Consider the following 23,206-nt stretch of genomic DNA (forward strand, 5'->3'; position numbering starts at 1 on the left):
TGAGTCTCCTTCATCACCACGTTCACATTATAGCGCCTAGTCGCGCAAAACCAGTCCGGCTATCTATCTGGCAACGGACAGGAGAACGTGAATGACCGTCGAGTTGACATTGAATGAGACCTCACTGATGGACGACACGGCGACCTCATGGTCTGCTGTGACCTGTCTCTCGCTTCTCACTTTCCTTTTGGTGGGTCTGGAATTTCTCCCTGTGAGCCTTCTGACCCCAATCGCCAGGGACCTCTCTATTTCAGAGGGGCAAGCCGGATTGGCGATCACCGTGTCGGGTGTCTTTGCGGTTATCACCAGCCTTTTCGGCAATGCGTTCCTGGCGAGGATCGACCGGAAGTCTGTCGTCTTGCTCTATACTACGGTTCTTGTTGCATCGAGCTTGGCGGTTGCCCTCGCGCCTAACTTCCTTGTTTTTCTGGTCGGGCGGTCCCTGGTCGGTGTTTCAATTGGCGGCTTCTGGTCGCTGTCGACGGCTATTCTGGCACGCTTGGCTTCGGACCGTGATCTGCCCAAGGCCATTGCGCTTCTGCAAGGTGGCACCGCATTCGCGCTCGTCCTTGCCGCGCCACTCGGCAGTTTTCTTGGCGGGTTCATCGGATGGCGCGGAACCTTCTTCATTACCGTGCCGATCGGAATTGCCGCACTCGTCTGGCAACTGGTCGTTCTGCCGAGGATGCCGGCGACCTCAACCGTCTCGATGGCCAGAATATTCGGGCTGCTGCGCAATCGCACATTCGCGGTTGGAATGGCGGCGACCGGCTTGGCCTTCATTGGCCAGAACGCACTGTCTATTTATCTTCGCCCGTTCCTCGAAGGCGTCACGGGACTGGAATTGAATGTCCTGTCGATGGTGCTTCTCGGCCTCGGCGTCGGCGGGCTAGCTGGAACCTCCGTGATCGGCTTCGTCGCCCGGCGCCACCTCCTCCTCGTTCTCGTAGGTCTGCCGGCTGCTCTTGCTGTCCTTGCCCTGCTGCTGATCGCTCTCGGGCCGTTCGCAGCGGTTACGACATTCCTGCTCGTCATCTGGGGATTTTTCTCGACCCCGATTCCGGTCGCCTGGAACACCTGGATGGCCGCCATCGTTCCCGGTGAATTGGAAGCGGCAGGTGGACTGCAGGTGGCGCTGATCCAGCTCGCCATTGCAGGCGGCGCTTTTGCTGGCGGCATGCTGTTCGACACCGCCGGATGGTGGAGCACCTTCCTTCTGGCCGCCTGCCTTCTCGCCGGTTCGGCTGTACTAGCCGCGATCGCCGGCCGCCGCGCCTGAAACCTTCCGAAACCTCAAAGCAGGAGATCATCATGTCTCAAGGAATTGAAAACAAAGTGGTCGTCATTACCGGGGCAAGCAGCGGGCTTGGCGAAGCCACGGCGCGTCACCTTGCTGAGCGTGGCGCTTCCGTTGTCCTCGGCGCCCGGCGTAGCGACCGCATCGCTAAGCTGGCTGAGGAACTGACCGCGAAAGGCTATAAGGCGCGGGCAGTCCAAACCGACGTCACGGACCAACATCAAGTCAAGAAGCTCGTCGACACCGCCGTCAACGCGTTCGGTCGCATCGACGTGATGCTGAACAATGCCGGACTGATGCCACTTGCGCCGCTCGAACGGCTCAAAGTTGACGAGTGGGATCGCATGATCGACGTGAACATCAAAGGGGTGCTCTACGGCATCGCAGCAGCGCTTCCGCACATGAAGGCGCAGAAGTCGGGGCACATCATCAACGTGTCCTCCGTCTACGGTCATGTGGTCGATCCGGGTGCCGCCGTCTATTGCGCCACGAAATTCGCCGTGCGCGCCCTCTCCGAAGGGCTGCGGAAGGAAGTCAAGCCATACAATATCCGCACCACGATCATTTCACCCGGCGCAGTGAGCACCGAACTGCTCGAGCACATCAGTGAGAAGGACATCCAGGCAGGCACCAAGGAGTTCGTCAGCAAGATCGCCATCAGCGCGGACACGTTCGCCCGAACGGTCGCCTTCGCGGTTAACGAGCCGGACGACGTCGACATCAACGAAATCCTGTTCCGGCCCACGGCTCAACCTGTTTGACGCGAGGCGCGCTATGTCGATGACATCCAAGTTCATGAGCCGTCGCGCGGTGCTGGGCGGAACCTTGGCCGCCGTCGCTCTCCCTCTCGTGGCGCACGGGCAGGACGAGCACAGCTCGACGAGTCACGGGGCGACAGACTTCAGGATCAGGATAGGCTTCAACAATCTAACCCTGACCGCGACACTCTTCGACAATCCGACGGCGCGCGATCTCATTTCCATGCTGCCCCTGAACCTCAAGATCGAAGACTACGGCAGGAACGAAAAGATCGTCCATCTGCCGCGCAAGCTGACCGAAGAAGGCAGCGGTGCTTTCGGAAGCGAGCAGCCGGGCGACCTTTGCTACTTCAAACCGTGGGGTAACCTGGCTCTGTTCCATGCGGATTACCGCTGGGACGGGCTGATCCGGCTCGGCCGCTTCGACAATGGCTTCGAGCCTTTGCTGGTGCGCGGCGAGTATCCGGTCCGCATAGAACGCATCTGACAAGGGCTTTATGGGCCTACTGCGGTCTTTGAATCTCACAGTAGACAATGCTGCGGTTTGAGCCGGGCCAAACAGACACCTTCACATCCGCCCCGGTCACGCTTTCACTGGCGATCAAGCCCATCTCTCGTTCCGACCGCAACAGCAGCGCCCAGTTCATGAATGTCTCCATATAGCCATCGACGTTCGTATCCGGGGAGAAGTTGGCGAATAGGAATGTACCGCCAGGCTTCAGCATGCTGATGCACTTTCTGGTCAGCCTTACGGCTACCGCGTCCGGCAAATAGTCATAGAGACCCGCGGCATAAACGAAATCGAACATTCCCAGCGCATGCCTTCCACCGAGCAGGGATTTGACCGACCCGTTCACCGCCTCGACGGACGTGCCGGCGAAATCGCGGGCGACGGTTCCAACGCTCATCGGGTCTTGATCCAAAGCCACCCAGCGTTTGATCGCGCCGGCACCGAGCGCGCGCGATAAAGGCCCCTCACGAAGATGCCCGGCGGCGATGGCGAGGACTTCGGTCGAACCAGGCCGGGTCGAAGCGATTTCGTCAACGCGGCGCGCCAGAATGTCTCGACGCTCCCTTACCGCGACGGATGACGAAGCAATTCGAGTGTAGGCGTAGATCGAGCGTCCCAAGTCGCTCGCTGACGCGACATCGTCCTCAATCTCAGGTCTGCCGTAGATGAAGTCGAGAAGGCGTGCGTCGCCAGAATAGCCGCGCGGCTTTTCGAACGACCAGCGGGTCAACGGATCTTGATGGAGATAGTGAGCAACGGGATGGGATTGCGCGATCTGAACGAGGACGTCCCACGCCTCCGGATGAAAGCGCCGCCTTATCTGATGCAAGGCGTCGGTAAGTCGTTCGATGATCGCATGAGGCTCGACGCCGGATTTGAACTGACGGATCGATACGTCAAGGCTGAGGGCGAGCTCGGCTCTGGCAACGATCAGGTCGCCGGGATCTGGGGCAGCAACCCTCCTGGCTGACCGACGAATCTCGCCGGGCGCAACAAGACTCTCACCGTCCAAGACCAGGCTTTGTGCCATTTCGAGACCCCCTTGATATAGCGTTAAGCATAATCAACCTCGAAATAGGATGCGACTAGAATCCACACGGGATAAGGGTAATTCTACTCTTGCGGGTCAGATGCTACCCCTCTAACAAAGCTAAGCAATAAGACAAACCGGTTGCAGGTCGCCGAACGCGATTTTGGAGGGCGCCGAAGTATGGCTTACTTTTCAACATACTTTAGATGGTTGTCAGGCCGGCGTCGTTGCATGATCGCGGCTTACGCTAATGTCCAGCGCGATGAATCAACCGCCAGCTTTTCATTCGCCGAGGCCCTCAAATCTCTGAAAACTGAAAATGATGCTGTCCGGAGGCGGAGCTCGCGGCAAGGTCTTTGGATGGCGGTTGCCGTTTATGTGGCCTTCGCACTTCCCGACCGATGGCTGATCCCCGATGTTGCGCCTGTGACGATCGCCGCGCGATTCGTCGTTGCAACGATCGCGCTGCTGGCGTTCGAAATCCTGCGACTGGCAAATGCGAAAACCGTCTGGCTTGACATCACGTGCGCCGCTGCACTGCTTGTGGGCTATGTAGGCTGGCTTTACCCGGCGATTGCTACCCGCGACGTCACCGCCATGTCATACTACATGATATTCGGCGCCATCTTCATGATGGGCGCCAACCTCTTTTTCAGTTTCCCGTTTCGGCTTTCGGTGATCACCTCGGGTCTCGTTCTCTGCGCATTTTTCATTACGATCGTGGAATTTTTTCCTTCAAGCGAAACCTACAAGCTTGCCTTCGGGATGTTCTACATTTCGTGCTTTGCCTTCACGTCTTTCGTCAATTGGCGATTGAACGTGGAGCGTCGAAACGTGTTGTTGAACGCAGCGGAGGCTCGCCACCAGCACTGGGAAGCGTCCGAGCGCGGAAGGTCACTGCTCGAGCTTTCGCATACTGACTACCTGACAGGCATAGGCAACAGACGCGCGCTGGATCGGCGGCTCGACGAATGCTGGGCCGCCTGGAAAGACGAACGCCGCGACTTCTCGGTGTTCCTCATCGACGTCGACTTTTTCAAACGCTTCAATGATCGCTACGGACATCAGGAAGGAGACCGATGCCTGACTGTCATCGCCAATGCGCTGAAGGCGGTTGTAGAGTCGTCCGAGGGCATGATCGGCAGATATGGTGGCGAGGAGTTTATCGTGGTCATGCCGGCTGCCCTTCCCAAGGTTGCGATGGCCCTCGCCGAGAAGATCAGAATGGAAGTCGAGTCTCTTGCGATTGCTCATGACGAGCGACCAGATGACATGTCGACCGTAACCGTCAGCATCGGCGTCGCCTTCACCCGCGAGAAAGTTGGAGAGAAAGTTGAACGAATAGTACGTGAAGCCGACCTCGCTCTCTACAATGCCAAAGCAAGCGGCCGAAACTGCATTCGCAGTTTTGATCCGTTTTTGCCTCGCCCCGACGACCATGCTGGCAAACTCGTCCCGCTGCTGGCGGCCGCCATCGATCGCAAACTGGTCTCCCTCGTGTACCAACCGATCTTCGACGTGACGAACGGGAAAGCAAGAGCTGTCGAGGCTTTGATGCGCCTCAGGATGCCGGACGGCACCGCGGTTTCGCCGAAGACGTTCATTCCGGTTGCAGAACGAAGTGGCGCTATCCTCGAACTGGGCAGGTGGGCGATCGAGACGGCATGCCGGGATATACTGATGACCGATCGCATGGCGACCGTCAGCGTCAACGTGTCGCCGATACAGCTGCGTTCCCCCGGCTTTGCTGCCAGTGTCGCTGATATCCTTGCTCGGTGCGGGGTCTGCGGGTCGCGACTAGCCTTGGAAGTCACCGAGGGCCTGGACATGGATATGCAGGCGGAGGTGCTTAAATGCATCGCCGATCTGCGGGCACTCGGCGTCGAAATCTGGCTTGACGACTTCGGCTGCGGCTTCGCGGGCCTCTCTTGGCTGAGGGCGATCGAGTTTCAGACGGTCAAGGTCGATAGAACCTTCCTGCACGACTGCTCGAACCCACGCGGTCTGATGATGCTTCAGGACATGATTGCTCTCATCCGCAATCGTGGGAATACAATCCTGGTGGAAGGCGTCGAAACTGCAGCACAGTTTTCCCTTCTCAAGGATCTTCGCATCGACCGCGTCCAGGGCTTTCATATGGGCATGCCGGTCAGCGCTGAACTTCTGAGCGCGGCATAACTCGCCTCAATGTTTCCAGATGGCAGCACGTTGCCGATGATCGGTGCGTGGTGCATGACGTCTCTGCAAATCGCGAACCCGGACGCCAGGCGGCACGGCAAAGCGCTATGAACGCTTGCGATCGCATCGGTCTCCGGGAGGCCGGACCCGATCAAAGCAATTTGGACCCCATTCAACGAGGGCTGCGCCGCCATTGTCGGAAGTCTTGCTTTTGGACGGATCAGGCCGTCTGATGCAGCGAGGCAATGGATCGCTGAATCAGACGAATAGTCTGCGGTTGAACCCGGGAATGAGGAGCAGAATGGATCACGTCAATAGCCCGCAAGCATCGGCGAGCGAAGAGAAGGAAGCGCGCAGGCTTCAATACCTGACCTGGGAACACATTGCGTCTGACCTCCGTCATCCGGCCCACCTTGCCCGCAAGGTGGAGCTCAGGAGATCATGCGGTGCGGAACTGGCCGAGACGTCCTACATTGCCGAGCATGCCGCAATCTTCACCGAAAGCCTGACGATGGGCGAGCGGTCGTGGATCGCCGGGCACGCGCTCGTTCGCGGCCATGTGACCCTCGGCGACGATTGCACCATCAATCCCTACGCCTGTGTTTCCGGAACGGTGACGTGCGGTCATGGCGTGCGGATTGCTTCGCATGCATCGATCGTCGGCTTCAATCATGGCTTCGACGATCCGACCATTCCTATACACCGCCAGGGCGTCGTCAGCATCGGCGTCGTGATCGGCGACGATGTCTGGATCGGCGCCAATTGCGTGATCCTCGATGGCGCCACGATTGGAAACGGTGCGGTGATCGCCGCCGGAGCGGTGGTCACGGGCGACATTCCCGCCATGGCGATTGCCGGTGGCGTGCCCGCTCGGGTGCTGCGGAGCCGAGGCTCGGCGCCCAGGAAATCTGGCACTGGCGACGTCGAAGATCAATTGGTCAGGCTGGGTCAGAAAGCGCAAGACCAATGGCCGGATGTCCTTGCACGCTGGAAAACGGACGGAGCCTATGAATCGCTGGAAGCAGACGGCATCCGGCGACCAGCGATCCGGCATCTCTGCGATGCAATTGAGATCGCTGCAGGCTTCGGCCAACTGCCGCCCGATCTCGATGCGGCGGAGACAGTCGAGCGTCTCCAAGGTCTGCAGGACCAAAAGACCGGCCTTTTCCCGGAAGAGCATGCACGAATGCATGGCAAGACGCTGAGGGATGACCCGAAGGCGCTCTATAACGTCCTTGCGGCTGGCTATGCGCTTGAACTGCTCGGTTCCGGTCCACGCCAACCGGTCCATGCGGTCGAGCTCGGCGCCGGGGAGCTGGATGAATGGCTGAGCCCCCTGCCCTGGTCGACCCGAGCATGGCACGCCGGCAGCGTGGTCGATGCGATCGGAACCGCTATGTACTTCAATGCGAGGTATTTCGGCATCAGGCATTCACGGCAGGCGCTCTTCGAGTGGCTGAGCCGGAATGCCAACAGCGTTTCGGGGCTGTGGGGTGGACCGACCGCGGCGGAAGGATGGCTTCAACCGGTGAACGGCTTTTATCGCCTGACGCGCGGCACCTACGCTCAGTTCGGCGTGGCCCTTCCCCACCCGCACGCCTCACTCGAAACGGTTCACCTCAACTATCGCAACCACGAGGGCTTCGTTGCCGCAAAATACAATGCGTGCAACCTGCTCGATACGATTCATCCTCTGCTGCTGATTGCCCGGCAGACCGACTACAGGCGGGCCGACGGGGTGGCGATCGCCCGCAAGGTCATATCGAGGGCGTTGGATAGATGGCGGGATGGCGAGGGATTCCCGTTTGCCGATGGTGCTGAACCGAGCCTGCAGGGAACGGAAATGTGGCTTTCCGTCATTCACCTGGCGGCCGATTTCCTGGGACTGGCAGATCGCTTCGCCTTCGTCCCGAAAGGCGTTCACCGAACGGCAACCGTGGGGCTCGGTTTGTGACTACGCTTCGATCAACCGTGCAATGATGCCGTCAGCCAGGCGGCGGCAAGGTCGCGCGCGTTGCTTCGCTTGGCTTTGACGGGCACGATCACGTTGTAACGATCTTCCGCGGCAAGCTCGCCGCCGCCGATCTGCACCAGGGTTCCATCCTCCAGAAAGGTGCCCACCAGCATGCGCCATCCCAATGCAATCCCTTGCCCTGCGCGCGCGGCTGCGATGGTTTCGGTATAGTGGTTGAACCGAAGCGACGGCTTTACCTCGAGGTTGGCGCCGGTCAGCGAAAACCACTGCGCCCAGCTATACCAGGAACGATCGAGAACATCCGTTTCGATGAATTCGTCGGCGCAGCCGAGCGGGCCATCTCCGCGACGCTTGAGATAGTCGGGAGAGCAGACGGGGCAGATGACGTCGCCATGCGAGGCGATGACGGTGCTATCGCTGAAGGGAGGCACACCATATCGAATTGCCACATCGACTTCTCCGTCATCGAGAGCGATCGGGCTGTCCTGGGATATCACCCGCACCAGGATGCCGGGGTTCGCACGGCGAAATTCGGCCAGCCGCGGCAGCAGCCAGAAAGAAGAAAATGCAACGGTCGCCCCTATGGTCAACACGTCCTGGCTGCGCGACTGGAGCGCTTCCACGCTCTCGGCAATATCGGCAAAGCTCTTGGCCAGCGTGGCTCCGAGGTTGATGCATGCCGCCGTCGGCTCGATCGCTCGATGCTTGCGCACGAATAGGGGCTGGCCGAATTCCTCCTCCAGCAAGGCAATCTGCCTGCTGACCGCCGCCTGGGTGACACCCAATTCGGTCGCAGCCGTGGTGAAGCTCTTCTTTCTGAGCACCGCCTCCAGGGTCACCAATGCCGTCAACGACGGGATCCGTCTTCTAAAGTGCATCACAGAACCCCTTATCGCATGATAAAAACTCATGCGAACCTAATTTTTTATGCCGTTGAAACAACGGAACTGCAAGGGCAATCTGGGGAAACTCTCGCATAAGAGGTTCTGATGCTAACCAAGCTCCCATCTTCCATTTCCGCCCTTCTCGACGCTCGTGCCAATGGTCACTCTCTGCCGGCCGGCCTTTACGTCAGGGAAGACGTGTTCGAAGCAGACATCGACGTCTTCTTCCACAATCACTGGATTTGTGTCGGTCTCGATTGCGATGTTCCCGAACCCGGTGACGCCACAGTGATCGAAATCGGCAAGACGAGCCTGATCCTTCTGCGTGACGACGACGGAGAAATTCGCGTCCTGCACAATGTATGCCGCCATCGCGGCTCCCGCCTTCTCGATCCGGGCAAGACGATCGTTTCAAAGCTCGTCTGTCCCTATCACACCTGGACATACGAACTGACGGGTGAACTCAGCTACGCGCCTCACATGGGCAAGGACTTCGACAAGGAGTGTCGGAGCCTCAAGCCCGTCACTTTCAAGTCGATCGGCGGACTGATTTATGTCTGTCTCTCCGACAATCCGCCCGAGGACATTGCTATCCTCGAACAGGCCATGACCGAGCGCCTCGCGCCCTACGACATCCGAAACGCAAAGGTTGCCTTCCAAACGGATGTCATCGAGGATGGCAACTGGAAGCTCACGATGGAAAACAATCGTGAATGCTACCATTGCTCCGCGAACCATCCGGAGCTCTGCGTCTCCTTCGTCGATCTCGACTTCGGCTTCGACCCGGAGACGCTGAGCCCGGAGGATCGCGAACAGGCCGAGGAACATTTCAGGCTGTATGAAGAGCGCACGAACGCGTGGGAGTCCGACGGCTTCCCCTCGGCGGCCGTCGAGCAGCTCGCCGACTGCGCCACCAACTTCCGCACCCAGCGGCTGATCATCGCAGGCGCCGGCGAATCCCAGACCCACGACGCCACCGCCGCATCCTCCAAGCTTCTTGGGCATATGACCCGCAAGGATCTCGGCGACACGCATCTTTGGGGCCACAACAGCTGGAATCACTTCATGGGCGACCATGCCGTGGTGGCAACCGTCATCCCGCTCTCGGCGGGCAAGACGCTTGTGAGAACCAAATGGCTGGTCCATAAGGACGCCGTCGAAGGCGTGGATTACGATCTCGACAAGCTGACGGATGTCTGGGTCGCGACGACTGACCAGGACGCCGATCTCGTCGCGCGCTCCCATGCAGGCACTCTCGACCCGGCCTATCAGCCAGGCCCCTACTCCCGCTTTTCCGAGACGAATCTCGACAAGTTCGCCAGCTGGTACATCGATCGGATGCGCGCCCATGGATACTAGGAGCCCGCAGATGCCCGCAACCAGGGCCGCCCTTCACGACCTCTGGAACCCGGAGGAAGACGACGCGCTCGTCTGCCTCGACGTTCAGCAGGAGACCCATGACGTCAAGACCTTCACCTTTGCGTCGCGCGAGGGCAAGCGGTTCGCGTTCAAGGCCGGGCAGTATTTTCTGTTCGACCTGGAACACAATGGAGACGCTGAAAACAGGTGCTACAGCATCTCCTCCTCGCCGCATCGGACGAACGCTTTCTCCGTGACGGTGAAGCGGGTTCCCGGTGGAAAGATCTCCAACTGGCTTCACGACACCCTGGTTCCCGGCGCGACCGTCAAGGCGAATGGGCCGCTCGGCCACTTCGTCAGGCCCGAGACGGCGGGACGCAAGCTTCTGCTTTTGTCCGGCGGCTCCGGCATTACCCCCGTCATGTCCATTCTGCGTGAGATCGCCGACAGTTGCGAACCTGCCGACGTGGTCTTCATGCACGCCGCCCGGACGCCGCAGGATCTGATCTTTCGCGACGAATTGGCCTGCATCGCCCGGAAGCTGAAGGGCCTTCGCCTTCATTTTCTCCCGGAGACGGTGGCCGGCGAGCCGTCCTGGCCCGGTCTGACCGGTCGCATTTCGAAAGACTACATGCGGCTTGCGGTTCCCGATATCGCCGAGCGAACCGTGATGTGCTGCGGCCCCGCCCCGTTCATGGCCGCCGCGCGCGGCATTGCCGCCGAACTCGGCTTGCCCGGCTCGAACTACCTGGAGGAAAGCTTCGACGCAGCGGTCATCGACGAACCCGAAATCCCTGCGGTTCAGGAGGCATCTGCCAAGGTCTTTCAGGTCACCTTCTCGAAGCAGGCCCGCAGCATCGACGTCTCCGGCGACCAGAGCGTGCTCTCTTGTGCGAAGAAGTCAGGCGTCAGAATCCCGTCGTCCTGCGCGAACGGCGTCTGCGGCACCTGCAAGTCGAAGCTTACGTCAGGCACGGTCGACATGAACCACAATGGCGGAATTCGTCAGCGGGAAATCGACGCCGGCTTCTTCCTGCCCTGTTGCTCCAAGCCGCTCAGCGATCTGGTCATCGAGCGCTGAACATCCGGGGCGTCGTTCACCGCAACAAGGACTGACTGAGATGCTGCGAGAGGAAAGCGATTCCGCCGAGCTGACCGGCTCGACGGTCTTCAAGGACGAGCGAAAGCAGGCATACCTCAATCCTGAAGGAGCCGACCGGCCTCTTATCAGTCCTGTGCCGGCCACGACGCTCGATCGGGCTCGCCGCTATCGTCTGGAGCGCCTGCGCGGGAAGATGCGCGAATGGGACTGCGGCGCCCTGCTTCTCTACGACCCCGTCAACATCCGATATGCCTTCGATTCATCGAATATGAGCATTTGGACGATGCATAACGCCTCGCGATACGCTCTGATCCTCGCCGATGGTCCGGCCATACTTTTCGAATTCGAAGGCGCCGAACACGTCAATGACGGGCTTCCCGGCATCGACGAGATCCGGCCGGCGAAGTCATGGATATTCTTCACATCAGGGAACCTTATGGAACCCCGCCTGAAAACCTGGGCGGACGAGGTCGCGAACCTCGTAAGCCGCAATGGCGGCAACAAACGCGTGGCGGTGGACAGGCTCGAACCAGCGGGCGCGTTCGAATTGCGGGAACGCGGCTTCATGCTCTTAGACGGCCAGGAACTGGCCGAGCGGGCGCGATCCATCAAAAGCACTGAGGAGATCGAGCTGATGAGATGGACGATCCGTGTCTGCGAAGCAGGCATGGCGCGGATGTACGAGGTATCCGAGCCCGGCCGCACGGAAAGAGAGATCTGGGCCGAGCTTCACTTCGAAAACGCACGCAGCGGCGGCGAGTGGCTGGAGACCAAGCTCTTGACCGCAGGCCCGAGAACAAACCCCTGGTATCAGGAATGTTCGGACTACGTCATCAAACGCGGGGAGATGATATCCTTCGACACCGATATGATCGGACCCTACGGCTATTGCGCCGACCTGTCGCGTTCGTGGACAGCGGGACACGTGGCGATGAGCGCCAAGCAGAAGGAACTCTACGCCGCTGCCAGGGATCAGATCGAGCACAATCTCGCCGCCCTGAAGCCCGGCATTACGTTCGAGGAGTTCAATGCGCTGTCGTGGCGGATTCCGGAGAAATACCAGCCTTATCGATACACGCTTGCTTTGCACGGAACCGGAATGGCGGACGAATGGCCAGGGATCCTTCTGCATCCGGATTTCGACCCTGATTTCAGTGGCATCATCGAGGAGGGCATGGTGCTCAACGTCGAAAGCCTGGTCGCCGAGGCCGGATCCGAGAGCATCAAGCTGGAAACCCAGGCACTGATCACGGCAAGGGGAGCGGAGCGGCTCGACACGTTTCCGTGGGAAGAGATCTGAATAAGCTCAGTGTGCTCTCGAAGCGGCGGCACGATGCTGCGATGGCGTCTGCCCGAATGTGCGCTTGAACGTTCGCGTGAACTGCGAGGCATTTTCAAAGCCGACATCCAGTGCGATCTCGATCAAAGGCGCCTTCGACTGGGCAAGGATCGATTTCGCCCGCTCCATGCGAACACGATTATAGGCCTTGGCAGGAGACATTCCCGTCTTATCGATGAAGATCCTCTCCAGTTGTCGCCGAGACAGGCCAACCGTGGCGGCAAGCTTCTGTATAGACATGCTGCCATCGACGAACTGTTCCATCGTAATCATCGCCGCCTTGACGCGGGCGTCGTCATAGTCGTCGTACAGCGGACGCCGGGGCTGTATGTCGGCCGGAGCCCGCGCCTTTTCGATCTGAAGGACCTCCAGCGCGTTTCGTTCGGCGTCGCGGCTGATACATTTTCGGACCAGCAACGCCGCCATGTCGGCGGAACTGCTGCCACCTGCGCATGATCCGCGCTGGCGATCGAGATTGAAGAGCCGATCGGAGCGAACGCTGAGATCGGGAAACCGCTCCCGAAACTCCTTGTAATGCAGCCAGCTCACACAGGACTCGTGCCGCTTCATCAGGCCAGCCGCAGCCAGAATGAACGAACCCGTGCACACACCGATCAGAGGCACCTTCTTGGCGTCCGCCTGCTTGAGAAAAGCGATGGTCTCCTGGTCGACAGGGTTTTCCACCGTCAGAAGGCCGCCGACGACCACGATGTAATTGAACTTCGACGGATCGACGAAATCGGACGTCGGAGCGACCTGGACGCCGCAGCTCGAGGTGATCAGGTGCCGCGTGCTGCCGATCACCTGCCAGTCGGCAAGGACCCTTCCGGAACGATCTTGCTCGTCGCTGGCAAGCCGCAGCGTATCCACGAAGAGCGCGAAGGCGGACAGCGTGAACGACCGCGCCAGAACGAAGCCCACCTTGAGCCGCTCAGCCGCCCTCGCGGCGTCGTCTCCCTGCCGATGCTGCCCGGATCGCATATTCATCCCCCTGCCGCTTGTAAGAGCGTGCTCATCGAATCCGAAAGACATGCGCTAGAGCATGATGCCGAAAATTGTGAAGCGGTTTTCGGACGACATCATGCTCTAACCCTTTAAATTAGAACAGGATTCAGATTTTAGGCCGACCCGGCCTAAAATCATCCTGTTCTAGCGGATCATGATCGTCAATGAAAATGGTTTGTCCAATGTTTCCCTCGGCTTCGATAGCCTGAGCCGCCGGCAGGCCATCACGGGATATCTCGATATCCGGAGAGCGGCGGTTTTGCTGGGGAGCGCCGCGTCGGCGCTCCCCAGGGTCAAATCACGCGGCCAGGACGCCGCTCTTCTTGGCCATCCAGGTTGCGATGTAGTCCATAAGGCCAGGGTTTAGGCAATCGTAAGGCTCGAGGCCGGACGTCCTCAACTGCGCCCTGACAGCGTCCATCTTCGCGGGGTCGAAGCCGCTTTCGATGATCGACGACACGAAGGCCGCAAAGCCCGGCTTCGCCCAGCCGCTTTCCTGAAAGCGTTCCGGATGGACGAACGACAATCCCTGGAACGGATGTTCGCGCACGACCGGCCCATACATATGCACGCCGCATTCCTTGCAGGCGTGGCGCTGGATCAAGGCTGTGGAATCGACGACGGCGAGCTTGTCGCCATTCTCCTGAACTTCGACGCTTTCGGTCGGCGCAACTGCCACGACTGAAAAGACGAAGCCCTCCGGCTTCCAGCACTTCGTGCAGCCGCAGGCATGATTGTGGGCGATGTCGCTCTTGATCCTGACCTTCACGGGATTGCTTGCGCACTTGCAGACGAGCGTCCCGCCTGCAAAAGCAGCGTCAGTCGCCCGAAAGCCTGAATCCACTGCCGGATGTATGGCTATGCTGGTCATGGGTTTCTCCTCCCCTTCTGGGCCGTTTGCGATATGCCCGGCCAAGCTCTGCAATCAGTCTCCCAACCTCCGCGCGTGCCAACGCAGATGGTCTTCCATGAATGTCGAAATAAAGAAGTAGGAGTGGCCGTAGCCTTCCTGCATGCGAAGCCGCAGGCTGATGCCGGCCGTCTCGCAGGCTTGCCTGAGCTCCTCAGGGCGCAATCCATCCTCCAGGAAGTTATCCGCCGTCCCCTGGTCGACGAGGAATTCGGGGAACCGGTGCCCGTCTTCGATCAGCGAGCAGGCATCATATGCCCGCCAAGCCGTTTCATCCGATCCGAGGTATTTCTGGAATGCCGGCTTTGACCAGCCGGAGACCGACGGATGGCTGATCGGCGCGAAGGCCGAGCAGCTGCCGAAGCGTCCGGGGTTCTTGAGCGCGATCGTGATCGCGCCATGTCCCCCCATCGAGTGACCGAAGATTCCCTGTCGCGTCATGTCGACTGGAAACTCGGCCGCGATAAGCTCCGGCAATTCATCGACGACGTAGCTGTACATCCGATAGTTCGGTGCGAATGGCGGCTCGGTGGCGTCGACGTAGAAGCCGGCACCCTTGCCGAACTGCCAATTATCAGGTTCGTCCGGGACGGCATCGCCCCGCGGACTGGTGTCGGGGCACACGATGATGATGCCGAGTTCTGCGGCAAGACGCCGATACTCTCCCTTTTCCATGACGTTGGCATGGGTGCAGGTCAGACCGGAAAGGTACCATAGAACCGGCAGCTTCCGTGCTTTGGCCTGCGGCGGCAGGAATACCGCAAAGGTCATGTCGCAGTCGCAGACATCCGAGCGATTGAGGTAAACGCCCTGGGTGCCGCCATGAGAATTTTCGGTCGAGATCGTCTTCATGGCTCAGTACACGACCACGCCGCGGATGCTTTCGCCCTTGTGCATCAGCTCGAAACCCTTGTTGATGTCTTCGAGCGGCATGGTGTGGGTGATCATCGGATCGATCTGGATCTTGCCCTGCATGTACCAGTCGACGATCTTCGGCACATCGGTGCGGCCGCGGGCGCCGCCGAAGGCGGTGCCCATCCAGTTGCGGCCGGTGACCAGCTGGAACGGACGGGTGGAGATTTCCTGGCCGGCGCCGGCAACGCCGATGATAATCGACTTGCCCCAGCCGCGGTGGCTGGCTTCCAGCGCCTGGCGCATCACCTTGGTGTTGCCGGTGCAGTCGAAGGTGTAGTCAGCCCCGCCGATCAGATCGCCGTGGCGCTTCGTCAGGTTGACGAGATAGGGCACGATGTCGTCGCCGACCTCCTTCGGATTGACGAAGTGGGTCATGCCGAACTTTTCGCCCCAGGCCTTGCGGTCAGGGTTGATATCGACGCCGATGATCATGTCGGCACCGGCAAGACGCAGTCCCTGAAGCACGTTGAGACCGATGCCGCCGAGCCCGAAGACGATGGCCGTCGCGCCGATCTCGACCTTGGCAGTGTTGATGACCGCACCGATGCCGGTGGTGACACCGCAGCCGATGTAGCAGATCTTGTCGAACGGCGCGTCGGGATTGACCTTGGCAAGGGCGATCTCCGGCAGCACGGTGAAGTTGGAAAAAGTCGAGCAGCCCATATAGTGGTGGATCTTGTCCTTACCGATCGAGAAGCGCGAGGTGCCGTCCGGCATCACACCCTGGCCCTGGGTCGCGCGGATTGAGGTGCAGAGGTTGGTCTTGCGCGAGGTGCAGGAATAGCATTCGCGGCATTCCGGGGTGTAGAGCGGAATGACGTGGTCGCCCTTCTTCACCGAGGTGACACCGGGGCCGACATCGACGACGATGCCGGCACCCTCATGGCCGAGGATCGCCGGGAAGAGACCTTCCGGATCAGCGCCTGACAGGGTGAAATCATCGGTGTGGCAGATGCCCGTCGCCTTGACCTCCACCAGCACTTCGCCGGCCTTCGGGGCCTCCAGCTGCACGGTCATCACTTCGAGCGGTTTTCCTGCCTGAACGGCAACGGCGGCGCGAACGTCCATCTTGATATCCTTCCTCTTAAATTGAATTCTGATGTTGCATATTCCGATCGACCGGCTTCTCGCCGATCTGCTTCGCTGCGTTACCGCCGAGACTTCAAGCTCTCGCCTTCGGGCTTTTGTTCATCTCGGACCCATTGTCGCCAAAGACCCCATCACGTCTCCCGCTCAACCTGGCACCAAACCGCAAGCAGCGGCCGGGCTGTGCATCTTATCGCGAAGGATTGCCCGGCGTCGTTCGCAAAGACCGTGCCGACACCGGCGGAGAACCACTCGGAATCGCCAAGGCGGATTTCGCCCGGCGAAAGCAGAATGAAGGCGCGGGGCTGCGTCTGAACATGATCGGGGAATCTTGTATAGCGATCCATGTAGATCACGCCGACCCTGAGATCGGCGCGTTCCTCCATGCCGCCGGGGCCGACCAAGACCGCATGGGAGTGCGTATTGCCAAAATTCAGGCTTGCGAACGGACCGGAGCGGCCGCGTCTCCAGAGCAGCTTATCGGCGAGGCTCTGGAACTGGCTGGCGATCGCCTCGTATTTCCGTCCCGATTTTGCAAGATGGCCGATGGCGTCATCCAGCCCTTCGGGCGCGCCGGGAAGAGGCCCGCCCTCCGGACGCACCTTGCCGGTCTTGAGCAGCCTCTGGAGAACCTTGCCCGCGACGAAACTGGCGACGGCAGGAGCCTCCGCCGACAGCATCAGCCCGCCAACATCATTGAGGAATTCCTGCAGTGGCCGAGAGCGCCGCTCTCTGCCGATGTCGTGCAGCCGTATGTATGCCGGCTTCTCGTCATCGTTGAGAAGAAGGTCGGCACCAGGTTTGATTGGACGTCCCACGACGCGCGCCACGTTCGGTCTCCCCCGCTAGAGCGCCTTTTCCAATTCCGGCAGGGCGTCGAAGAGATCGGCAACCAATCCGTAGTCGGCGACCTGGAAGATCGGCGCCTCCTCGTCCTTGTTGATGGCGACGATCACCTTCGAATCCTTCATGCCGGCCAGATGCTGGATGGCGCCTGAAATGCCGCAGGCGATATAGAGCTGCGGCGCCACCACCTTGCCGGTCTGGCCGACCTGCCAGTCGTTCGGCGCATAACCGGCATCGACGGCAGCTCTGGATGCACCGACGGCGGCGCCGAGCTTGTCGGCAAGCGGCAGGATGACTTCCTTGAACTTTTCCGCCGAGCCGAGTGCCCGGCCGCCGGAGATGATGATCTTGGCAGAGGTCAGTTCCGGACGGTCGGAGGCCGACAGCGCGTCGCCGACGAAGGTCGACAGTCCCGGATCGGAAACCGCCGGGATTGCCTCGATCGTTGCCGAGCCACCCTCCGGCGTAGAGGCAAAGGAAGCGGTGCGCACGGTGATCACCTTCTTGGCATCGCTCACCTGCACCGTCTGGATGGCATTGCCGGCATAGATCGGCCGCTTGAAGGTGTCGGACGAGATCACCTCGATGATCTCGGAGACCTGGGCGACGTCGAGCAGGGCAGCGACGCGCGGCAGCACGTTCTTGCCGACCGAGGTGGCGGCAGAGATGATCGTGTCGTAGCTGCCGGCCAGCGAGACGATCAGGTCGGCCAGCGGCTCGGCCAGATTGTTGGCGAGTCCGTCGCTTTCGGCCAGCAGCACCTTGGAGACGCCGGCAAGCTTGGCCGCTTGTTCGGCAGCAGGTTTGGCAGCCTTGCCGGCGACCAGAATGTGAATATCGCCGCCGATCTTTGCGGCAGCTGTCAACGCCTTGGCGGTCTGGTCGGACAGACTGGCATTGTCGTGGTCAGCCAGAAGAAGAATGGTCATGATGATGGCTCCTGTTCCAAGCTGATTACAGCACGCCGGCTTCGTTTTTGAGCTTGTCGATCAGTTCGGCGACCGACTTGACCTTGACGCCGGCCTTGCGGCCCGACGGCTCCTCGGTCTTCAACACCTTGAGACGCGGCGTGGTGTCGACACCGAAATCGCTTGGCGTCTTCTTGTCGAGCGGCTTCTTCTTCGCCTTCATGATATTCGGCAGCGAGGCATAGCGTGGTTCGTTCAAGCGCAGATCGGTGGTGACGACCGCCGGCAGCTTGATCTCGATCGTCTGCAGGCCGCCATCGACTTCGCGGGTGATCTGAGCCTTGCCATCCCCGATCTCGATCTTCGAGGCGAAGGTTGCCTGGGCAACTCCCATCAGTGCAGCCAGCATCTGGCCGGTCTGGTTGCTGTCGTCATCGATCGCCTGCTTGCCGACGATGATCAGCCCCGGCTGTTCAACGTCGGCCACAGCCTTCAATATCTTGGCGACGGTGAGCGGTTCGATCTGATCATCGGTCTCGATGAGGATCGCCCGGTCGGCGCCCATGGCAAGTGCGGTCCTCAGCGTCTCTTCGGCCTTGGCAGGACCGATCGAGACGACCACCACCTCCTCAGCCTTGCCGGCTTCCTTCAGCCGCAGCGCCTCTTCCACCGAGATCTCGTCGAACGGGTTCATCGACATCTTCACATTGGCAAGCTCGACACCCGTGCCATCCGGCTTCACCCGGATCTTCACGTTGTAGTCGACAACCCGTTTGACGGGCACGAGAATTTTCATGGGCAACCCCCCTTTATTTCTAAACTGCTGGCCGTTCGGCAAGTAATGCCCAAAAGGCGAAGAGCGGCGTGTCGAGCGACCTCATGGCATGCTTGATGTCGGGGACATTGTAGAAGGATCCGCCGATACCAGGCGAAAACCAGTCCCCTTCCCCCTGCTGGAACTCTCCCTCGGACAGTACGAGGTAGACCTCCTCTGGCGCATGAACGTGGTCGGGATAGCGCACCTGAGGCGCCATCAACGTCACGCCGAACCACAGGTCGCTCCGCTCCTCCAATCCTCCCGGGCCGATAATCATCGCATTGGCATGCCCATCGACAAAATTGTCGCTGGCCGTGTGGTCATACTTGGTGCGCCGACGCCATTCAAGCATTGGCTCGATGCCTTTGAACCCGTCGATCAATCGTGTCAGCGAAGGATAGGACGTATCGATCGAGAGCGCTACATCAAGCTGAGCGCACACGGGCAATCGGCTTCCCTCTCCCGCACGCGCGGCTCCCGGGCGCTCCAGCGCTGCAAAAATCTGACGGATCGAGCGGCGGGCTTCCGGAGCCTTGGCGAACTGGTCAAAAGCCACGAAAGCCGCATCCACGAAAATCTGCAGGCTTTCATTGCGTAAACTCATGTCATCACCTCCGGAGACGATCGGCCGGCAAGCGGTCCGCTCTTGCGATCAGATATCTTTCGCGATGCGCAGCCCGTCATAGACGGCGGCATGTGTGTTGCGTGCGGCGACCGCATCCCCGATCCGGAACAGCTGGAACTTGCCGTCAGGATTGCGAATGACGGACTGGGGTTCTCCGGAAAGAAGCTGGTCGTGCGACATCTCGCCGAGATTGCTCGAGCTGGGCTTCAGCTCGAAATAGAGCTCGTCGAGCGGAATGGTTCCATGATTGACGACGATCTGGTCGAAGCTCTGCTGCCTGGCGATCCCGCCGTAATCGCTGCCGACATGGGCGACGAGTTGGTTGCCGCTCTTCTCGACGGCTTCGAGACGGTAGGTGACGGTGAAGGTCACATCGTGCTTCTGAAGAGACCGCATATAAGGCACCAAGTTCATGGCCATGACCTCGGGCGCGAAGGACCGGTCCGGCGTCATGATCTCGACCTTGGCGCCGGCCTTGGCAAGAAACTCCGCTGCCTGAAGGCCGGCATGATCGCCGGCGTCGTCGAAGATCAGCACGTTGGTTCCAGGCTTCACGTCGCCGGAGATGATGTCCCATGACGAGACCACCAGGTCGTTGCCGCTGGCGAGAACCTCGGTATGCGGCAAGCCGCCGGTCGCGATGATGACGACATCGGGGTTCTCGGCCTCGATGGTATCGGCTTCCGCCCAGGTGTTGAAGTGGAAGGTGACGTCGTATTTCTCGCACTGGCTCATGCGCCAGTCGATGATGCTGATCATCTCCCTGCGGCGCTCGCTTTGGGCGGTGAGGCGGATCTGGCCGCCGGGATTGTTCGCCGCTTCGAAAACGACGACCTGGTGGCCACGTTCTCCGGCGACGCGCGCCGCTTCCAGACCGGCCGGGCCGGCACCGACGATGACGACCTTTTTCTTGGCGTCGGCTTTTTCCACGATATGCGGCATGGTCAGTTCGCGGCCGGTGGCGGCATTGTGGATACAGAAGGCGGCCCCGCCCTGATAGATGCGATCGAGACAGTAATTGGCGCCGACGCAGGGACGAATATCGTCTTCCCGCTTTTCGATGATCTTGCGGACGATGTGCGGGTCGGTCATGTGGGCGCGGGTCATGCCGACCATGTCGACCTTGCCGGAGGCGATCGCGTGGCGCGCGGTGGCGACGTCAGGGATTTTCGCCGCATGGAAGGTCGGGAAATTGGTTGCGGCGCGAATTTCGCCGGCGAAATCGAGATGCGGCGAATTCGCCATGCCCTGGATCGGGATCACGTCGGTCAGACCCGCATCGGTATCGATATGGCCGCGAATGACGTTCAGGTAATCGATCAGGCCGCTTGCCTTCAGACGCCTGGAGATTTCGATGCCGTCGCCCTTGCCGGTACCGCCGGGAAGACATTCGTCGGCGGTGTAGCGCACGCCCAGAATGAAGTCGTTCCCCACCCTTTGCCGGATCGCCTTGAAGACGTCGAAGCAGAAGCGCAAACGGTTGTCGAGCGAGCCGCCATAGGGACCGTCGAGTTCGTTGGTGAGCGGAGACGTGAACTGATCGATCAGGTGGCCGTAGGCTTCCAGTTCGACACCGTCCATGCCGCCTGCCTTCATGCGCTCGGCAGCGTCGGCGAAATCCTTGATGATGCGCTCGATGTCCCAATCTTCCATCTTCTTCGGGAAGGAGCGGTGGGAGGCCTCGCGATGATGCGATGGCGCCACGACCGGCAGCCAGTCGCCCTTGTCCCAGCGCGTGCGCCGGCCGAGATGGGTGAGCTGGATCATGATCGCCGCACCCTCTTCATGCACGGCGTCGGTCATTTCCCGGACCCAGGGTACGATCTCGTCCTTATAGGCGAGCAGGTTGTTGAAGACCGGCGGGCTGTCTCTGGAAACCGCCGCCGAGCCCGCTGTCATCGTTAAGGCCACCCCGCCCTTTGCCCGCTCCACCGTATAGGCACGGTACCTCTCCTTCGGCATGCCGTCTTCCGGATAGGCCGGTTCGTGGGAAGTCACGATGATACGGTTGCGCAGCGTCAAATGCTTGAGCTGGTAGGGCTGAAGAAGGGGATCGTTCGACATGGGCCGTGGTTCCGGATTAAAAACGTCAGAGGAGACGCTAAGCACAATGTACATATGTGTCAACATTGAAAACAACTGGGTCGTCGTTTTCGACACTGATGTACATTTTTCTTGTGCGCGGCTTCACAATTTGATAGGAGATAGCCCATGGATCAGGCTTTGAACGACACTGGCTGGCGCGGATCACAGGAGGGATGGCTGGAAGCAGCATACCACTCTCTGCTGGATTCCGGCGTGGATTCGGTGAAAATTCTGCCCCTGGCAAAGAAGCTCAACCTCTCGCGCACGAGCTTCTACTGGTTCTTCAAGGACCGGGAGGAACTTCTGGCCGGGCTCGTGGCGCGCTGGCGCGACAAAAACACCGGCAACATCGTCAAGCAGTCCGAAGCCTACGCGGAATCGCTCGCCGAGGCGATGCTCAACGTCTTCGATTGCTGGCTCAACAATGATCTGTTCGACGCCAGGTTCGAATTCGCTGTGCGCAGCTGGGCGCTGCAGTCCGACGAGATTCTCGCCGAGGTCCGGCAAGCCGATCAGCTTCGCCTGGAAGCTCTCAAGCGGATGTTTATCCGCTTCGGGCTACCAGAAGCGACATCGGATGTCCGAGCGCGAACAACTTACCTCGTGCAGATCGGATACATCTCTATGCAAGCCAAGGAGGAACTCGCCGTCCGCATGAAACGGATTCCCGAATATATCGCGATCTACACCGGCGAAGTGCCGCAGCAGAGGGAGCTCGATCGCTTCTTCTCGCGGCATGGGTACAGGCCGGGTTAGGGAGGGCCGGGATGAGCGTTTCCTTGAGGATCGGCATCATTGGCGGCGGCGGTTGGCTGGGCGGAGCAATCGCCGGCTCGATCCTTGATGCCGGCCTGGTCGAACCTCGAAATCTCTCCCTCTCCTATCGCAGCGAGCAGCCACACCGTTTCCCGAATTCTTTCTTGACCACCGACAATCAGGCGCTTGCCGACCGCTCGGACGTGATCGTCCTCTCCGTCCGTCCTGATGACTGGCATGCTCTTGATGTCGATGCCGGCGGCAAGCTCGTCATTTCAGTCATGGCGGGCATCCGTCTGGACGCACTTTCCGAGCGCCACAACACCGGCCGCGTTATCCGCGCTTTGCCGAATGCCGCCGCCGAAGTGGCCAAGTCCTATACGCCGTGGATTGGCGCGAGCGGTGTCACCGAAGACGACCGGGCGCTCGTCCGCGCGATTTTTCAGGCATGCGGATCTGAGGACGAGGTCGCAAGGGAAAGCGACATTGATTACCTCACCGGTCTTTCCGGGTCCGGACCGGCATTCCCGGCGCTGCTCGCGGCCGCCATGATGCGCGACGCCGTCGCAAATGGCCTGCCGGCGGAGATTGCGCGCCGCGCCGTCAACACGGTGATCACAGGCGCCGGCCGCCTGCTGGAGCGCCGCGACGAATGTCCTGACGACGTCGTTCAAGCCTTTGTCGGCTATCGCGGCACCACGGCGGCGGCCATCGAAAGCATGCGCGTTGCGGGGTTCGACGCTTCGGTCGCGAAGGGACTATCGGCGGCATTCAAGAAATCGGTGAGTATGGGAGACGCTTCCTGACAACCGTTGGAGTG

Annotated in this window: 21 protein-coding genes; 10 read left to right on the top strand and 11 right to left on the bottom strand. The window is 60.2% G+C overall.

The genetic code is table 11. The features are described 5' to 3' along the window. Nucleotides 1-91: 91 nt before the first annotated feature. Genes BA011_RS28255 through BA011_RS28265 form a run of 3 tightly spaced genes read left to right on the top strand, consistent with a single transcriptional unit; the run spans nt 92 to nt 2,542 of the window. Nucleotides 92-1,279 (top strand): MFS transporter, encoded by a 1,188-nt coding sequence (locus BA011_RS28255; protein WP_065283249.1) that lies wholly within the window; start codon nt 92-94, stop codon nt 1,277-1,279. 32 nt (nt 1,280-1,311) lie between these two features. Next, nucleotides 1,312-2,058 (top strand): SDR family oxidoreductase, encoded by a 747-nt coding sequence (locus tag BA011_RS28260; RefSeq protein WP_065283250.1) that lies wholly within the window; start codon nt 1,312-1,314, stop codon nt 2,056-2,058. Nucleotides 2,059-2,071: 13 nt separating this feature from the next. After that, nucleotides 2,072-2,542, top strand: a complete 471-nt coding sequence (locus tag BA011_RS28265; RefSeq protein WP_065283251.1) for a cyclophilin-like fold protein — start codon at nt 2,072-2,074, stop codon at nt 2,540-2,542. 16 nt (nt 2,543-2,558) lie between these two features. On the opposite strand, the gene BA011_RS28270 is transcribed toward BA011_RS28265, so the two are convergent. Continuing rightward, entirely contained in the window at nt 2,559-3,596 is a 1,038-nt protein-coding gene (locus BA011_RS28270; protein ID WP_065283252.1) for a class I SAM-dependent methyltransferase, read from the bottom strand. A gap of 180 nt (nt 3,597-3,776) precedes the next feature. Between BA011_RS28270 and BA011_RS28275 the strand changes: the two genes are divergently transcribed. Together BA011_RS28275 and BA011_RS28280 are read left to right on the top strand one after the other, a co-directional pair. After that, nucleotides 3,777-5,774, top strand: coding sequence for a putative bifunctional diguanylate cyclase/phosphodiesterase (locus BA011_RS28275; protein ID WP_065283253.1), 1,998 nt, complete (start codon nt 3,777-3,779; stop codon nt 5,772-5,774). Nucleotides 5,775-6,075: 301 nt separating this feature from the next. Beyond that, nucleotides 6,076-7,728, top strand: a complete 1,653-nt coding sequence (locus tag BA011_RS28280) for an acyltransferase (protein ID WP_065283254.1) — start codon at nt 6,076-6,078, stop codon at nt 7,726-7,728. A gap of 11 nt (nt 7,729-7,739) precedes the next feature. On the opposite strand, the gene BA011_RS28285 is transcribed toward BA011_RS28280, so the two are convergent. Further along, a complete protein-coding gene (locus tag BA011_RS28285; RefSeq protein ID WP_065283255.1) occupies nt 7,740-8,627 on the bottom strand; it encodes a LysR substrate-binding domain-containing protein in 888 nt (295 codons plus the stop codon). 111 nt (nt 8,628-8,738) lie between these two features. Here BA011_RS28285 and BA011_RS28290 point away from each other — a divergent pair, with 111 nt between their 5' ends. Genes BA011_RS28290 through BA011_RS28300 form a run of 3 tightly spaced genes read left to right on the top strand, consistent with a single transcriptional unit; the run spans nt 8,739 to nt 12,394 of the window. Then, entirely contained in the window at nt 8,739-9,992 is a 1,254-nt protein-coding gene (locus BA011_RS28290) for an aromatic ring-hydroxylating oxygenase subunit alpha (protein ID WP_065283256.1), read from the top strand. A gap of 10 nt (nt 9,993-10,002) precedes the next feature. Next, on the top strand, nt 10,003-11,073 hold the full coding sequence (locus BA011_RS28295; RefSeq protein WP_186806570.1) for a hybrid-cluster NAD(P)-dependent oxidoreductase: 1,071 nt from the start codon (nt 10,003-10,005) through the stop codon (nt 11,071-11,073). A 40-nt stretch (nt 11,074-11,113) separates the two neighbouring features. After that, complete coding sequence (locus tag BA011_RS28300) at nt 11,114-12,394, top strand: M24 family metallopeptidase (protein ID WP_065283258.1); 1,281 nt, start codon at nt 11,114-11,116, stop codon at nt 12,392-12,394. A 6-nt stretch (nt 12,395-12,400) separates the two neighbouring features. On the opposite strand, the gene BA011_RS28305 is transcribed toward BA011_RS28300, so the two are convergent. The 9 genes from BA011_RS28305 to BA011_RS28345 all read right to left on the bottom strand — a co-directional run bounded on the left by BA011_RS28305 (nt 12,401) and on the right by BA011_RS28345 (nt 21,609). Continuing rightward, on the bottom strand, nt 12,401-13,414 hold the full coding sequence (locus tag BA011_RS28305) for a GlxA family transcriptional regulator (RefSeq protein WP_065283556.1): 1,014 nt from the start codon (nt 13,412-13,414) through the stop codon (nt 12,401-12,403). Nucleotides 13,415-13,736: 322 nt separating this feature from the next. Further along, the gene (gene gfa, locus BA011_RS28310; protein ID WP_065283259.1) at nt 13,737-14,309 is read right to left on the bottom strand and encodes an S-(hydroxymethyl)glutathione synthase; all 573 of its coding nucleotides are present in this window, start codon (nt 14,307-14,309) and stop codon (nt 13,737-13,739) included. 54 nt (nt 14,310-14,363) lie between these two features. Beyond that, nucleotides 14,364-15,200 (bottom strand): S-formylglutathione hydrolase, encoded by an 837-nt coding sequence (gene fghA, locus BA011_RS28315; RefSeq protein ID WP_065283260.1) that lies wholly within the window; start codon nt 15,198-15,200, stop codon nt 14,364-14,366. A gap of 3 nt (nt 15,201-15,203) precedes the next feature. After that, nucleotides 15,204-16,331, bottom strand: coding sequence for an S-(hydroxymethyl)glutathione dehydrogenase/class III alcohol dehydrogenase (locus BA011_RS28320; protein WP_065283261.1), 1,128 nt, complete (start codon nt 16,329-16,331; stop codon nt 15,204-15,206). A gap of 152 nt (nt 16,332-16,483) precedes the next feature. Continuing rightward, nucleotides 16,484-17,179 (bottom strand): dimethylsulfonioproprionate lyase family protein, encoded by a 696-nt coding sequence (locus BA011_RS28325; protein ID WP_027664588.1) that lies wholly within the window; start codon nt 17,177-17,179, stop codon nt 16,484-16,486. Between the two features lie 15 nt (nt 17,180-17,194). Continuing rightward, nucleotides 17,195-18,124, bottom strand: a complete 930-nt coding sequence (locus BA011_RS28330; RefSeq protein ID WP_065283262.1) for an electron transfer flavoprotein subunit alpha/FixB family protein — start codon at nt 18,122-18,124, stop codon at nt 17,195-17,197. Between the two features lie 25 nt (nt 18,125-18,149). After that, complete coding sequence (locus BA011_RS28335) at nt 18,150-18,899, bottom strand: electron transfer flavoprotein subunit beta/FixA family protein (protein ID WP_065283263.1); 750 nt, start codon at nt 18,897-18,899, stop codon at nt 18,150-18,152. A gap of 19 nt (nt 18,900-18,918) precedes the next feature. Beyond that, nucleotides 18,919-19,524 carry a dimethylsulfoniopropionate lyase gene (locus BA011_RS28340; protein WP_065283264.1) on the bottom strand — a complete coding sequence of 202 codons (606 nt, stop codon included), beginning with the start codon at nt 19,522-19,524 and terminating at the stop codon, nt 18,919-18,921. Nucleotides 19,525-19,572: 48 nt separating this feature from the next. Continuing rightward, nucleotides 19,573-21,609 (bottom strand): NADH:flavin oxidoreductase, encoded by a 2,037-nt coding sequence (locus BA011_RS28345; protein ID WP_065283265.1) that lies wholly within the window; start codon nt 21,607-21,609, stop codon nt 19,573-19,575. Nucleotides 21,610-21,756: 147 nt separating this feature from the next. Here BA011_RS28345 and BA011_RS28350 point away from each other — a divergent pair, with 147 nt between their 5' ends. Continuing rightward, nucleotides 21,757-22,386, top strand: a complete 630-nt coding sequence (locus tag BA011_RS28350) for a TetR/AcrR family transcriptional regulator (protein WP_029871401.1) — start codon at nt 21,757-21,759, stop codon at nt 22,384-22,386. A gap of 11 nt (nt 22,387-22,397) precedes the next feature. Then, on the top strand, nt 22,398-23,192 hold the full coding sequence (locus BA011_RS28355) for a pyrroline-5-carboxylate reductase family protein (protein WP_065283266.1): 795 nt from the start codon (nt 22,398-22,400) through the stop codon (nt 23,190-23,192). Nucleotides 23,193-23,206: the final 14 nt, after the last annotated feature.

This window comes from Rhizobium leguminosarum, assembly GCF_001679785.1.
In the GTDB taxonomy this organism is placed as follows: Bacteria; Pseudomonadota; Alphaproteobacteria; order Rhizobiales; family Rhizobiaceae; genus Rhizobium; species Rhizobium leguminosarum_R.

Bases quoted from the DNA above. Each gene is read 5' to 3' on its own strand.
- BA011_RS28255 (WP_065283249.1), top strand. From the start codon at position 92: ATGACCGTCGAGTTGACATTGAATGAGACCTCACTGATGGACGACACG.
- BA011_RS28260 (WP_065283250.1), top strand. From the start codon at position 1,312: ATGTCTCAAGGAATTGAAAACAAAGTGGTCGTCATTACCGGGGCAAGC.
- BA011_RS28265 (WP_065283251.1), top strand. From the start codon at position 2,072: ATGTCGATGACATCCAAGTTCATGAGCCGTCGCGCGGTGCTGGGCGGA.
- BA011_RS28270 (WP_065283252.1), bottom strand. From the start codon at position 3,596: ATGGCACAAAGCCTGGTCTTGGACGGTGAGAGTCTTGTTGCGCCCGGC.
- BA011_RS28275 (WP_065283253.1), top strand. From the start codon at position 3,777: ATGGCTTACTTTTCAACATACTTTAGATGGTTGTCAGGCCGGCGTCGT.
- BA011_RS28280 (WP_065283254.1), top strand. From the start codon at position 6,076: ATGGATCACGTCAATAGCCCGCAAGCATCGGCGAGCGAAGAGAAGGAA.
- BA011_RS28285 (WP_065283255.1), bottom strand. From the start codon at position 8,627: ATGCACTTTAGAAGACGGATCCCGTCGTTGACGGCATTGGTGACCCTG.
- BA011_RS28290 (WP_065283256.1), top strand. From the start codon at position 8,739: ATGCTAACCAAGCTCCCATCTTCCATTTCCGCCCTTCTCGACGCTCGT.
- BA011_RS28295 (WP_186806570.1), top strand. From the start codon at position 10,003: ATGCCCGCAACCAGGGCCGCCCTTCACGACCTCTGGAACCCGGAGGAA.
- BA011_RS28300 (WP_065283258.1), top strand. From the start codon at position 11,114: ATGCTGCGAGAGGAAAGCGATTCCGCCGAGCTGACCGGCTCGACGGTC.
- BA011_RS28305 (WP_065283556.1), bottom strand. From the start codon at position 13,414: ATGCGATCCGGGCAGCATCGGCAGGGAGACGACGCCGCGAGGGCGGCT.
- gfa (WP_065283259.1), bottom strand. From the start codon at position 14,309: ATGACCAGCATAGCCATACATCCGGCAGTGGATTCAGGCTTTCGGGCG.
- fghA (WP_065283260.1), bottom strand. From the start codon at position 15,200: ATGAAGACGATCTCGACCGAAAATTCTCATGGCGGCACCCAGGGCGTT.
- BA011_RS28320 (WP_065283261.1), bottom strand. From the start codon at position 16,331: ATGGACGTTCGCGCCGCCGTTGCCGTTCAGGCAGGAAAACCGCTCGAA.
- BA011_RS28330 (WP_065283262.1), bottom strand. From the start codon at position 18,124: ATGACCATTCTTCTTCTGGCTGACCACGACAATGCCAGTCTGTCCGAC.
- BA011_RS28335 (WP_065283263.1), bottom strand. From the start codon at position 18,899: ATGAAAATTCTCGTGCCCGTCAAACGGGTTGTCGACTACAACGTGAAG.
- BA011_RS28340 (WP_065283264.1), bottom strand. From the start codon at position 19,524: ATGAGTTTACGCAATGAAAGCCTGCAGATTTTCGTGGATGCGGCTTTC.
- BA011_RS28345 (WP_065283265.1), bottom strand. From the start codon at position 21,609: ATGTCGAACGATCCCCTTCTTCAGCCCTACCAGCTCAAGCATTTGACG.
- BA011_RS28350 (WP_029871401.1), top strand. From the start codon at position 21,757: ATGGATCAGGCTTTGAACGACACTGGCTGGCGCGGATCACAGGAGGGA.
- BA011_RS28355 (WP_065283266.1), top strand. From the start codon at position 22,398: ATGAGCGTTTCCTTGAGGATCGGCATCATTGGCGGCGGCGGTTGGCTG.